Annotated in this window: 13 protein-coding genes; 9 read left to right on the forward strand and 4 right to left on the reverse strand. The window is 51.7% G+C overall.

Annotation, left to right across the window (positions count from 1 at the left end):
* Nucleotides 1–8: 8 nt before the first annotated feature.
* The 3 genes from pcaF to paaG are packed head-to-tail and all read right to left on the reverse strand — an operon-like array spanning nt 9 to nt 2,433.
* Nucleotides 9–1,211, reverse strand: coding sequence for a 3-oxoadipyl-CoA thiolase (pcaF, locus tag O4H47_RS05435; RefSeq protein WP_269392944.1), 1,203 nt, complete (start codon nt 1,209–1,211; stop codon nt 9–11).
* Nucleotides 1,208–1,645, reverse strand: coding sequence for a hydroxyphenylacetyl-CoA thioesterase PaaI (gene paaI / locus O4H47_RS05440; protein WP_269392945.1), 438 nt, complete (start codon nt 1,643–1,645; stop codon nt 1,208–1,210). Before paaI ends, pcaF begins: the two co-directional genes overlap by 4 nt.
* Nucleotides 1,642–2,433, reverse strand: coding sequence for a 2-(1,2-epoxy-1,2-dihydrophenyl)acetyl-CoA isomerase PaaG (gene paaG / locus O4H47_RS05445; protein ID WP_269392946.1), 792 nt, complete (start codon nt 2,431–2,433; stop codon nt 1,642–1,644). The genes paaI and paaG overlap by 4 nt, the downstream gene beginning before the upstream one ends.
* 129 nt (nt 2,434–2,562) lie before the next feature.
* Here paaG and O4H47_RS05450 point away from each other — a divergent pair, with 129 nt between their 5' ends.
* The 4 genes from O4H47_RS05450 to O4H47_RS05465 are packed head-to-tail and all read left to right on the forward strand — an operon-like array spanning nt 2,563 to nt 8,750.
* Nucleotides 2,563–4,596, forward strand: coding sequence for an FAD-dependent oxidoreductase (locus O4H47_RS05450; protein WP_269392947.1), 2,034 nt, complete (start codon nt 2,563–2,565; stop codon nt 4,594–4,596).
* Nucleotides 4,593–5,810, forward strand: coding sequence for a cytochrome P450 (locus O4H47_RS05455; protein WP_269392948.1), 1,218 nt, complete (start codon nt 4,593–4,595; stop codon nt 5,808–5,810). Before O4H47_RS05450 ends, O4H47_RS05455 begins: the two co-directional genes overlap by 4 nt.
* 12 nt (nt 5,811–5,822) lie before the next feature.
* On the forward strand, nt 5,823–7,862 hold the full coding sequence (gene paaZ, locus O4H47_RS05460; protein ID WP_269392949.1) for a phenylacetic acid degradation bifunctional protein PaaZ: 2,040 nt from the start codon (nt 5,823–5,825) through the stop codon (nt 7,860–7,862).
* 6 nt (nt 7,863–7,868) lie between these two features.
* On the forward strand, nt 7,869–8,750 hold the full coding sequence (locus tag O4H47_RS05465) for a PaaX family transcriptional regulator C-terminal domain-containing protein (RefSeq protein ID WP_269392950.1): 882 nt from the start codon (nt 7,869–7,871) through the stop codon (nt 8,748–8,750).
* Here the strand turns inward: O4H47_RS05465 and O4H47_RS05470 are convergent.
* A complete protein-coding gene (locus O4H47_RS05470; RefSeq protein ID WP_269392951.1) occupies nt 8,747–9,181 on the reverse strand; it encodes a PaaI family thioesterase in 435 nt (144 codons plus the stop codon). The genes O4H47_RS05465 and O4H47_RS05470 overlap by 4 nt on opposite strands.
* 86 nt (nt 9,182–9,267) lie before the next feature.
* Here O4H47_RS05470 and paaA point away from each other — a divergent pair, with 86 nt between their 5' ends.
* The 5 genes from paaA to O4H47_RS05495 are packed head-to-tail and all read left to right on the forward strand — an operon-like array spanning nt 9,268 to nt 12,925.
* Nucleotides 9,268–10,269 (forward strand): 1,2-phenylacetyl-CoA epoxidase subunit PaaA, encoded by a 1,002-nt coding sequence (gene paaA, locus O4H47_RS05475; RefSeq protein WP_269392952.1) that lies wholly within the window; start codon nt 9,268–9,270, stop codon nt 10,267–10,269.
* An 11-nt stretch (nt 10,270–10,280) separates the two neighbouring features.
* Nucleotides 10,281–10,565 (forward strand): 1,2-phenylacetyl-CoA epoxidase subunit PaaB, encoded by a 285-nt coding sequence (gene paaB, locus O4H47_RS05480; protein WP_269392953.1) that lies wholly within the window; start codon nt 10,281–10,283, stop codon nt 10,563–10,565.
* Nucleotides 10,565–11,317, forward strand: a complete 753-nt coding sequence (paaC, locus tag O4H47_RS05485; protein WP_269392954.1) for a 1,2-phenylacetyl-CoA epoxidase subunit PaaC — start codon at nt 10,565–10,567, stop codon at nt 11,315–11,317. Before paaB ends, paaC begins: the two co-directional genes overlap by 1 nt.
* A gap of 2 nt (nt 11,318–11,319) precedes the next feature.
* A complete protein-coding gene (gene paaD / locus O4H47_RS05490; protein WP_269392955.1) occupies nt 11,320–11,832 on the forward strand; it encodes a 1,2-phenylacetyl-CoA epoxidase subunit PaaD in 513 nt (170 codons plus the stop codon).
* 13 nt (nt 11,833–11,845) lie between these two features.
* Nucleotides 11,846–12,925, forward strand: coding sequence for a 2Fe-2S iron-sulfur cluster-binding protein (locus O4H47_RS05495; RefSeq protein WP_269392956.1), 1,080 nt, complete (start codon nt 11,846–11,848; stop codon nt 12,923–12,925).
* Nucleotides 12,926–12,975: the final 50 nt, after the last annotated feature.

Raw genomic sequence — 12,975 nt, forward strand, 5'->3', positions numbered from 1 at the left:
TATTCCCCCTATGCCCGCTCAAGCATCAGTGCGATGCCCTGGCCAACGCCGATGCACATGGTGCAGAGCGCGCGCTTACTCCCAGTGTTCACAAGCTCTATGCTGGCGGTTAGCGCCAAACGAGCACCAGACATGCCCAAAGGGTGACCAAGTGCAATTGCACCACCATTTGGATTAACAAAATCTGCATCTTCGGCGACACCCAATTGGCGCAACACTGCAATGCCTTGGGAAGCAAAGGCCTCGTTTAGTTCAATCAAATCCACATCTGTGATTTTGAGCCCCAAACGGTCCAACAGCTTTTGCGAAGCTGGTGCTGGGCCAATGCCCATGATGCGCGGCTCAACGCCTGCTGTGGCCAAACCAACAATTTTCGCCTTTGGGGTGAGACCATATTTTTCAACTGCAGCTTTTGATGCAACGATAATTGCAGCAGCGCCATCATTTACGCCCGATGCATTGCCGGCCGTCACTGAACCACCTTCGCGGAACGGCGTGCCCAATGCGCCAAGCTTTTCCATTGAAGAAGCGCGCGGATGTTCGTCTTGGGAAAAGATTATTGGGTCTTTTTTGCGCTGTGGAATTTCAACTGACACAATTTCCTGCGCCAAACGGCCCGAAGCAATCGCTTTTGCCGCACGTTCTTGAGAGCGATAAGCAAATGCGTCCTGATCGTGGCGTGAAACACCAAAATCTTCAGCGACATTTTCGCCGGTTTCCGGCATCGAATCGATGCCATATTGGCTTTTCATCAGCCTGTTGACGAAGCGCCAACCAATGGTGGTGTCGTAGATTTCTGCGTTACGAGAATAGGCCGTATCCGCCTTTGGCATCACAAATGGTGCACGGCTCATGCTTTCCACACCACCGGCCAAGATCACCTCAGCTTCACCCGCTTTGATGGCACGTGCGGCCATGCCCACAGCATCCAAGCCCGAACCACAAAGCCGGTTAATTGTTGTGCCAGGCACACTTGTTGGCAAGCCTGCCAACAGCGTCGCCATACGCGCCACATTGCGGTTGTCTTCACCTGCTTGGTTGGCACACCCCATATAGCAATCATCAATTGCTGAAGGGTCTAGATTTGGCGCAGCTTCCATTGTTTTTTTGATCACATGGGCCAACATGTCGTCGGGCCGCACCGATGCAAGGGTGCCGCCAAAGCGGCCAATGGGGGTTCTAAACCCTTCGCACAAGTAAGCTTCGTTCACGCCTCATTCTCCGTAAAATGTGTACCTTTGATGGTGCGCGAGTGGCCCCGAAAATGCGCCAATGCCTCACCCTTTTGGTTTGTAATTGTAACGTCATAGATACCGGAGCGTCCGGTCTTGCTCACTTCAATGGCCGTGGCTGTGAGCACATCATCTTTCATGCCGGGCGCGGCATAAGTAATTGAGTTTTGATAGGCTACGGCCAATTGATTGTAGCTGTTGCACGCAAAGGCAAAGGCACTGTCCGCCAGCATAAAAACATATCCGCCATGGCAGATTTTGTGACCGTTTAAATGTTGGTCGTTGATGGTCATCGACAAGGTTGCCGTGCCTACTCCAACATTTTCTAGCCGCATACCGATACGCTGCGAAGCGGAATCGTTATCCCACATGATTTGTGCCGATTTTTGCGCACGTTCGAGCGGGGTGATCATTCCACACCGCCAAAGTTTGTTGGGCGTTTGTCGAGAAAGGCACTCACGCCTTCCGCATAGTCTTTTGACCGACCACAGCGACCTTGCATTTCAGCCTCAACATCCAAATGTTCATCAAGCGAATGATCAAATGAGCTTTGCAGTGCTTGCTTCATCATGCCCAAACCAAAGGTTGGGCCCTCAGCCATTTGTGCGGCTAGTTTGCGCGCATCGTCCATCAATTGCTCATCGTGAATTACCTGCCAGATCATGCCCCATTCCACCGCTTGTTTGGCTGGAACGGGCGTCGCGGTTAGGCAAATGTATTTGGCACGTGCTTCGCCAATCAGGCGAGGCAATATCCAGCTGCCGCCAGCATCAGGCACCAAGCCCACTTTGGCAAAGCTTTGGATAAACTTGGCGCTTTCAGCCGCCAAAACAATGTCACAACCAAGCGCGATATTGACGCCGGCCCCCGCGGCTACACCATTTACCGCACAGATGATCGGCTTATTGATAGAGCGAATGAGCTTAACGAGGGGATTGTAAAAAGTGGAAATTGTCGCGTGCAAATCCGGCGGCGACGTCATTTTGCGTGGATCGCGCGCATCCAAATCTTGTCCGGCGCAAAAGCCGCGGCCAGCGCCGGTGAACAAAATCGCCCGCACAGATTTATCGTCTTTTGCGTCACGCAATGCGGACTGAAGCGCACCATGCATTTCATCATTGAAGGCGTTCAAACGGTCTGGACGATTAAGGGTAATCTCCACCCAACCAGCATTTTTGGTGACAATGATTGTGTCGCTCACGCGATCCTCCCCAGAATATCCCGAGCATTTCTCAAGATTTACTTCTCATGTGAAATTTAGCTTTACATAAACCGACTGGTTGGTCAATATATGATAAGAATTTGATTGTTCGACTTTGGGGGAATGATATTGTCGAGTGTTGTGAGCGTTGAATTGCGGGGCGATATTGCTCTTGTTGAAATCAACAACCCGCCGGTGAATGCTACCGGCGTCGCCGTGCGCCTGGGTTTGCTCGAAGCTGTCGCAAAAGCGGAGGCGGCAAACGCCAAGGCCGCCATAGTTTATTGCGCGGGCCGCACCTTCGTCGCAGGTGGAGACATTTCCGAATTCGGCAAACCGCCACAAGAACCACATCTGCCGGACGTTTATCAGAATATTGAAGACAGTTCGGTGCCTTGGGTTGCGGCAACGCATGGCACCACGCTGGGCGGCGGATTTGAATTGGCCATGGCCTGTGATTTCCGTCTTGCACAAACAGGCACACGTTTTGGGTTGCCTGAAGTCAATTTGGGCTTGGTTCCGGGCGCAGGTGGTTCGCAACGTTTGCCCCGTTTGATTGGTGTTGAAGCCGCAGTTGAATTGGCCACAACCGGACAGTTGATTGATGCGCAGCAGCTTTTTGACCTTGGTGGACTTGATCTGGTTTTTGAGGGCGATCCAGTTGAAGCGGCACTTGAGTTTGTGGCTGACTTGCCGACCCCACTGTCAGGCTTGAGCAAAAGATCCCCTGCTCCTGTCGCCGATGATTTCTTTGCGTCCAAACGCGCAGAAATAACCAAACGCGCCAAGGGACAAACTTCTCCTTTGGACAATTTGCGGGCCATTGAATGGGCGGCAACCTTGCCCTTTAGTCAGGGCCAGCCAAAAGAGCGCGCGCTACACTTGGAGTTGCGCGATAGCGCGCAATCAAAAGCATTGCGACACGCTTTCTTCTCAGAACGGGCGGTGAGCAAGCCCAAAGCCATGGAGGGTGGCGCACCGCTTGATATCACTAAAATCGCGGTTGTTGGCGGCGGGCTGATGGGTGCGGGCATTGCCTTTGCATGCCTAAACGCTGGATATGATGTTGCCTTGATTGAGCGCGATCAAGACGCAGCTAACGCTGGACGTGAACGGGTTGAGGGCCTGATCGCCGGCGGCATCAAACGCGGCAAGATTTCACAAGACAAAGCTGAAAAGCTTAAGTCGTCGCTGATTGCTGCAGACGACTATGCAGCTTGTGCCGACGCGGATTTGGCAATTGAAGCTGTGTTTGAAGACTTAGGTGTAAAGCAACAGGTTTTCCAATCACTCGCCTCGCACATGCGCGAAGATGCGATTTTGGCCACCAACACATCTTACATCGATCCAACGCAGATTTTTGAAGGCATTACTAACCCGTCGCGTTTTATTGGGCTGCATTTCTTCTCTCCAGCGCACATCATGAAGTTGCTCGAGATTGTGCAGCTGCCAAGTACATCGAAAGACGTTTTGGCGACCGGGTTTGATTTGGGCAAGCAATTGCGCAAAGTGGGCGTTTTGTCCGGCATTTGTGACGGTTTTATCGGCAACCGCATTTTGTCCGCCTATCGCCGCCAAGCGGATTATTTGCTGATGGACGGCTGCACGCCAAAACAGATCGACGATGCCATGCGCGGTTTCGGCATGCCAATGGGTCCTTATGAGTTGCAAGACTTAACGGGGCTACAGATATCGTGGGCTAATCGCAAACGACAGGCCCCAACGCGCGCACCTGACGAGCGCTATGTGCGCATTGGCGACTTACTTTGTGAAGCTGAGCGGTTCGGCCAACGCAGCGCAAAAGGCTGGTACAAATATGTTGAAGGTGACCGCAAACCCCATGAAGATGGGTTTGTGACCAATTTGATCGAACAAGAGGCCAAGGCCGCAGGCATTGAGCGGCAGCTATTCACCAACCAAGAAATCGTTGATCGCTTGATGGCCGTGATGATTAACGAAGGTGCGCTGATTGTTGAAGAAGGCATTGCGGAGCGTGACCTGGATGTGGATTTGGTGAAAATCCACGGCTACGGTTTTCCACGCTGGCGCGGGGGCCCAATGCATTATGCAAGCGAAATTGGCATTGATCGCGTCAAAGCTGCGATGACTGATGTGGCTAAACAAAGCCCAAATAGCTGGCGCTTGGCAGAGCGTTTAAAATGACCAAAGCTGAGCGCAAGATGATAGAAGGGTTCGACCTTACAAATCCTCCCTTAGGCTTTGTTGAGGACCCGTTTCCCTTTTATCATGCGCTCCTCAAATATGCGCCGGTCTGCCCGCAACCAGACGGCTCATTTGTTTTAACCCGATTTGCAGATTTGGACCGCATTTATCGGGACACCACGCTTTATATCTCGGACAAACGGCAAGCGTTCTTGCCCAAGTTTGGTGGCGATGCACCGCTTTATGAACACCACACGACCTCGCTTGTGTTCAATGATCCTCCCCTGCATACGCGGGTGCGCAAAATCATGGTCGGAGCGCTCAATGCACGTGCCATCGCCAATATGGAGCCGGGGTTGCTTGAGACCATCGACACCTTACTCGAGGACATGGCGGGCAAGCAAACAGTCGACTTGATCGAAGATTTTGCCAGCAAGATACCCATTCAAATCATTGGTAATATGTTTGATATGCCCATGGCCGATCGGGAGCCTTTACGGGATTGGTCGCTGGCTATTTTGGGTGCACTTGAGCCTACTCTAACCCCAGAGCAATTGGCAACGGGGAACAAAGCTGTTGTTGATTTTAAAGCCTATTTGAAAGACCTCGCTAATCATCGCCGCAAATACCCCGGCAATCCTGAAACGGATGTTTTAACCCGGCTGATTGAGAGCGAAGAAGGCGAACTGTCTGAAACCGAACTTCTGCAGAATTGCATATTCATCCTGAACGCTGGACACGAAACCACAACCAATTTGATCGGCAACGCTTTGGCGGCGCTACACGCGTTTCCGGGGCAAAAATATGCCCTCAAGTCCAATCCTGAGATCATCAAAACCGGGGTAGATGAATTCTTGCGCTTCTTGTCACCCAACCAATTGGGCAACCGCGAAACCACCGCTGATATTGAGATTGATGGCATTAAGATTCCGACGGGCAGCAACTTGCATTTGGTTATTGGTGCGGCAAACCGTGACCCAAGCCAATTTGAAGATCCAGATGAACTCAAACTTATGCGCAGACCAAATCGGCACTTGGCGTTTGCTGGTGGCCCACATCTTTGCGTTGGCTTTTCATTAGCGCGCATGGAGGGACGTATCGCGATCAACAGGTTCCTCAAAAAATTTCCGAACTACCAACTAACGGGCAATGCAGAACTAGGCGGGCGCTTAAGATTCCGCGGCTATGCAAAATTGCCGGCAAAACTAAGCTAAGGGTTTAAATCAATGTCTATTATGCAGCTTGAAAGCTATGCGAACGGCCAGTGGGTGGGACCATCTGGCAAAACGCGCAAAATATTTTCTGCCGTAACTGGCGAAGAAATCGCGGTAGCCGGATCAGACGGTTTGGATTTCCAAGCCATGATCGATTTTGCGAAGCAAAAAGGTGGCCCTGCGCTCCGGGCGATGACATTTCATGATCGGGCGCGGATGCTTAAAGCATTGGCGACTTATCTCAACGAACGACGCGAGCCACTTTACGAGCTTTCTTATAAAACGGGAGCCACACTTGCCGACAGCAAAGTCGATATTGATGGCGGCATTGGCACCATGTTTGTTTATGCATCAAAGGGTCGCCGCGAAATGCCTGATGGGCACATCTACCCGGATGGCGACCTAGAAGTCTTGTCACGTAACGGCACGTTTTTAGGTCAACATTATTGCACACCTTTGCTTGGTGTCGCGGTGCACATTAATGCATTCAACTTCCCCATGTGGGGCATGTTGGAAAAGCTCGCACCAACTTTGCTTGCTGGCGTTCCAGCGATTGTGAAGCCTGCGACCTCGACGTCATATCTCACCGAAGCATGTGTGAAGATGATGGTTGAGAGCGGCATATTGCCTGAAGGTGCGGTGCAGTTGATTATGGGCGGTACGGGCGATCTATTGGATCGTTTGGATTGCCAAGATGTGGTGAGCTTTACGGGTTCAGCCAACACAGCCTCTTACCTCAAGTCGAATAAAAACATCCTTGATAAGGGCGTGCGCTTTGTCGCTGAACAAGACAGCCTCAACGCCTCAGTGCTTGGCCCGGATGCAACCTCTGAAACGCCCGAGTTCGACCTGTTCATCAAAGAAGCTTCGCGCGAAATGACCACAAAAGCTGGTCAGAAATGTACCGCGATCCGGCGGATGATTGTGCCAAACGATCGGGTTCAAGATGTGATCAATGCGATGAGTGCACGGCTCGACAAAACGGTCATTGGCGACCCGGCGGCCGAAGGCACCCGCATGGGCGCCCTCGCCTCTTTGGATCAAAAGCGTGACGTGCTCGAAAAGGCCGCTGAAATTGGCACTGAGTGCGAATTGGCTTATGGCGATCAAGCTTCGATGCAACTGAACGGTGACGGTCTAGACAATGGCGCATTTGTGTCGCCTTTGTTGTTCCACTGCAAAAACCCAGACACAGCAACAATCGTGCACTCGACCGAGGCTTTTGGCCCCGTGGCAACGGTGATGGGATATCGTGACCTCAATCACGCGATTGAATTGATGAACAAAGGTGGCGGTTCGCTAGTTGCTTCTGTGATCACCAATGACCCAAGCGTTGCGCAACAATTGACGATGGGCGCGGGCGCGTTTCATGGTCGGCTATATTTTAACAACCGTGACAGCATGAAAGAATCGACCGGCCACGGCTCCCCGCTTCCGCACATGGTGCATGGAGGCCCGGGCCGCGCAGGCGGCGGCGAAGAATTGGGTGGCGTACGCGGCGTTACGCATTATATGCAACGAACTGCCGTCCAAGGCAGCCCAGACCTGCTGACCGCGATTGGCGGCACCTACGTCAAAGGCGCCAAGTTCATCGAACCGCCTGCGCATCCGTTCACCCGCACGTTCAACGAGCTGCAAATCGGCGAAACTGTACACACTGCATCGCGCAAAGTTTCCATCGAAGACATTGAGCATTTCGCTCATTTCACTGGCGACACATTTTATGCGCATATGGACGAAGAAGCAGCGGCGGCTAATCCGTTTTTCCCCGGCCGCGTTGCGCATGGCTATTTGCTCTTGAGCTTTGCGGCTGGCCTGTTCGTTGAGCCAAACCCCGGTCCGGTTTTGGCCAATACGGGATTGAACGACCTTAGTTTTCAAAAACCTGTAAGCGCTGGCGATGATGTTCGTGTAAGCCTTACTGTTAAACGCAAAACCAAGCGGACAGATGAATATGGCGAGGTGCGCTGGCACGTGAATATGTTCAACCAAGATGACGAGCAAGTTGCCGAATACGAGCTTTTGACGATGGTGGCATTTGAGCGTACATAGAGGTGTATGAGCACACCTAATCCACTGATTCAGCCGTTGATCGACCATCTGCATTCAGATGGTCGATTGCGCGTTTGGTCGGTTGTCATCACCATTTTTGGCGACGCAATACAACCACATGGCGGCACTGTTGCCATGTCGGACCTACAGACCATTCTTGGCGCGATGAATGTTGAAAGCGGCGCGTTGCGCACGGCCATGTCGCGTCTTGCAAAAGAAGGTTGGGTAACTAGAGAAAAGCAGGGTCGGCACAGTTTTTACAAATTATCCAAAGCCGGATTGAAAAGCTTTATTCCTGCCACGCAGAAAATCTATCGACCAACCTACGCACCCGATCCAAAGTCCATTTTAATTGCGGTTGGCCCTGACGTTATTGGCCATGCACGAGAAACTCAAAATGCGTTGCTGGGCGCGTTTGGCGGGCTGCAGTTGCGCAATGGCGTTGGCTTGTTCGCCGACCCTTCGGACAAAGTGCGTCAGCAAATCGTCGATGCTGAGTTGCTGACCATTAGCGGCGACATTGAACGACTTCCGGATTGGGTGATCGATCGGTTTGATCTGCAAAATCTTGCAGACGATTATGACGCATTGATTGCCCGGTTTTCGGACATGGCGGCAAAGACTGAGGCCTTAAACAAACTATCGCCGCTTGAGGCGCTTTGCGCCCGCACGCTGCTCATTCATGATTGGCGGCGTCTCATTCTCAAACAGCCCGCCCTGCCGACGCATTTATTGCCCAAAGATTGGCCGGGCGGAGCATGTCATAAATTGGTGCGCGAGCTTTATTTGGCACTTCTGGCACAGTCTGAGAATTGGTGGGACTCCGAGCCGAAAAAAGCGGCACAAACTGAACTATCGCACCGCTTTCAACACCAATATGTCGATTAGTCTTCGATATAGGCAAATACGCCGGTTGAGGTGGTCGCGACCTTCTCGCTGCCCTCAGCAAAAATGTCGACGCGTGTTGTGGCTAACCGCTTGCCGTTCGAAAGCACTGTGACTTTGTAAATCACGTTACCTTCTGGAAAGGGCCGCATGAAGTTGGTCGACATATCAACGGTCACACAGTTGCGAAAACGCCCGTTCAAATAGCTGAGCGCCAAAAAACTAACCGTGTCAGAGCCTGCCATGAGCGCTTGGCCCGAGACCAAACCGCCATTGGGGCCCCGGTGGCGCAGGACTTTTTCCGTCGCGGGCATGATGAATTGGGTTTCTGATTCGCCTAGCTCCAGCACCTTAATGCCAAGTTCTTGTACCCACGGCGCGCAAATTTCCTCAATCAAACCCTCAAGTTCGGCCCCATTCAAGCGTTTTTCCATCCCCAAAACTCCGATATGTTACAAAATTTACTTGATATGTGAATTTTCGTCACTTATTATTATCAGCAAGAGAGGGGAATGCCAATATGTATTCACAAGGATTGATCGGCGCGGATGGCGCCACTGAGGAAACTGAAGAGTTTCTGGCAGCCTTTCAGGCGCGCATTGATCGGGAAGAAAAAATCGAACCGAACGATCCGATGCCTGAAGGATATCGCAAAACTTTGGTGCGCCAAATCGGCCAACACGCCCATTCAGAAATTGTGGGCATGCTGCCTGAAGGAAACTGGATCACCCGGGCCCCATCATTGCGTCGTAAAGCAGCGTTGCTTGCGAAAGTGCAAGACGAAGGCGGGCATGGCTTGTACCTTTATTCTGCAGCTGAAACGCTTGGCGTAACCCGGGAGCAAATGACTGAAGAACTGCTGTCTGGCAAAGCTAAATACTCGTCAATCTTCAACTACCCAACCCCAACTTGGGCGGACATGGGCACCATTGGCTGGCTTGTTGATGGTGCGGCCATTATGAACCAAATTCCATTGTGTCGCTGTTCATACGGACCATATGCCCGCGCAATGATCCGCGTATGTAAGGAAGAGAGCTTTCACCAGCGCCAAGGCTATGAGCTTTTGATTTCTTTGTGCAACGGCACAAAAGAGCAAAAAGAAATGGCGCAAGACTCAATCAATCGTTGGTGGTGGCCGTCTTTGATGATGTTTGGCCCGCACGATGCTGAATCAAGCCATTCTGAGCAGTCGATGAAATGGAAGATCAAGCGGTTCTCCAACGACGAACTTCGTCAGAAATTCATTGATGCGACGATTCCACAGGCTGAATATTTGGGCCTTACCGTGCCTGATCCGGACCTTAAGTGGAACCCAGAGAAGAATAATGGCAAAGGCGGTTACGACCACGGCGAGATAAATTGGGACGAATTTTGGCAGGTTGTTAAAGGCCACGGGCAAATGAACCGCGACCGCATCAAAGCCCGCAAAAAAGCATGGAACGATGGCGAATGGGTGCGCGATGCCGCGCTTGCTCACGCTGAAAAACGTGCCGCGCGCAAAACCCAACAAGCCGCAGAATAGGGAGATATTTCATGTCAAAAGAAACACCACTTTGGGAAGTTTTCGTTCGCCCCCGCAACGGCTTATCCCACAAGCACTGCGGCTCATTGCACGCCGCTGACGAAGTAATGGCACTGCAAGCCGCCCGCGATACATATACGCGCCGCGGCGAAGGTCTATCTATTTGGGTTGTGCCTTCAAAATCGATCTTTGCATCGGATCCGGATCAAACCGCTGAGAACTTTGATCCAAGTGTCGACAAAGTCTATCGCCATCCAACATTTTACGACATCCCTGATGAAGTGGGGCACATGTAATGTCTCAAGCTTTATTTAACGCCCTTCTAGAACTTGGGGACGACCACCTAATCCTTGGGCACCGGGTTTCTGAGTGGTGCGGCCATGCGCCGTTGCTCGAAGAAGACTTAGCCATGCCAAACATGGCGCTCGACAATATTGGTGCTTCACGCAACATCTACACCTATGCAGGTGAAGTTGAAGGCAAGGGCCGAGATGAAGATCAGCTCGCCTATTTGCGCCTTGACCGTGAGTACAAGAACTGTCTTTTGGTTGAGCGTCCAAATGAAGACTTTGCGCACACCATGCTCAAGCAGCTCTATTTTGCCGCCTTCATGGAGCCCTATTGGCAAGCCGCCCTGTCCTCGACTGACGAAACCATTCGTGGCATCGCAGGTAAGGCCGTTAAAGAGATGGCTTACCACATTCGGCATGCGGGTGAATGGGTGATCCGGCTTGGTGACGGCACTGATGAAAGCGCAAAACGCATGCAGGCTGCCGTTGAAGAGATGACCCCATATGTGGAAGAGCTTTTCACCATGTCAGCCGATGCAAAAGCATGTGCTGAAAAAGGCATATTGCCTGACCGTGAAGCACTGCGGGCACAATGGAGCCAAACCATTTCCAACATCTTTGACCAAGCTTTGCTTGATTTGCCGGAGGTGAAGTTTCCACAATTGGGTGGCCGCACCGGACATCACGGAGAAGAAATGGGCTTTTTGTTGGCACAGTTGCAATATGTGCAACGCGCCTATCCGGGCATGAGCTGGTAACAATGGATCAGCTTCACCCAAGCGAAAAACCACGCGACGCCATAGCACAGAAGGCTTGGGACGCAGCATCTGTTGTGCCCGACCCTGAGGTGCCATGTGTCAATGTGGCTGAACTTGGGATATTGCGCGACGTTGAAATGATCGAGGGGAAAGCGGTGGCCTATGTCACCCCAACCTACACCGGTTGCCCGGCGGTTTTGGCGATTGAGTTGGCAATTGAAGTTGCGTTACGCGAAGCGGGATTTGAGCCAAGAATTGAGCGGGTGATTTCTCCTGCTTGGACCACTGATTGGATCAGCGATGTAGGCCGCGAAAAACTGCGCGTCTATGGCATTGCGCCGCCGGTCAATGGATCGAATTCAAAACTCGCACTATTTGGCGAAACCATTGTTGCTTGTCCGCAATGCGGCAGCGAAAACACGCAAAAACTATCCGAATTTGGGTCAACAGCTTGCAAAGCACAATATCGTTGCAAGGACTGTCTTGAACCCTTTGATTATTTCAAATGTATCTGAGGTCGAAAAAAACATGGCACCCAAATTCCACGACTTGACCATAAGCAAAATCGAAGAGCTAACAGATGACGCGAAAGCCATCAGCTTTCAAATCCCTGCCGAATTGAAAAATGACTATGCGTTCACCCCTGGACAGTATTTGACACTACGCGCTGATGTTAATGGAAACGACGTGCGTCGCTCTTATTCAATTTCTTCGCCACTTGGCGGAAGCGAGTTGACGGTGGGCATTCGCCGCGTCGACGACGGCGTATTTTCCAGCTTCGCAACCAGCGATTTGGAAGTTGGGCAGACGCTTCAGGTGATGACACCTGAAGGTCGGTTCACCGCAGGTGTTGGACAGAACAAAGAAGCGTTACTGATCGCTGCGGGTTCTGGCATCACCCCCATGATGTCAATTGCCCAGTCGTTACTTGAAGGCGACGATGAAGCCAATGTCACTTTGGTTTACGGTAATCGCGAAACCAAATCGATCATGTTTCGCGAAAAACTTGAATTCCTAAAAGACCGTTTTCTAGAACGGCTAACGATCATCCATATCCTAAGCCGCGAAGACCAAGACATCCCGATTTTGAACGGCCGAATTGACGGCGACAAGGTCAAAGCCTTGATCAACACCGGCGCAATCGATCCTGCTTCAGCTGACGGTATTTTCATCTGCGGACCGGGCGAAATGATTGAAGTCGTGCGCGCGACTTGCGAAGAAATGGGTGTCGAAAAGTCAAAAATCCACTTTGAGTTGTTTACCCCAGCAGACGGGCAAGAACCGCGCAAAGCGCCAACCAAAGAAATGTTGGAAGCAGCGGAGCAAGGCGTTTCAGTTGAAATCATTTTGGACGGCTCAAAGCGTAGCTTCAAACTGACCGACGCAAATGAAACCGTTCTCGAAGCGGCAAACAAGCATGGGCTTGAGCTGCCCTTCTCTTGCAAAGGTGGCATGTGCTGCACCTGCCGCTGCAAAGTGGCAAAAGGCAGCGCCGAAATGGCGGTGAATTATTCGCTTGAGCCTTGGGAAATTGAAGCCGGGTTTACGCTGGCGTGCCAAGCTCGACCAACGAGTGATAACCTGACTTTGGATTTTGACGAGCTGTAGGCGGGTTACAACTGGCCCTAAAACGCTTGGTGGATTCTTCCTGTTTTGTT

The sequence above is a fragment of the Maritalea porphyrae genome (assembly GCF_027213965.1).
Taxonomy (GTDB): domain Bacteria; phylum Pseudomonadota; class Alphaproteobacteria; order Rhizobiales; family Devosiaceae; genus Maritalea; species Maritalea porphyrae_A.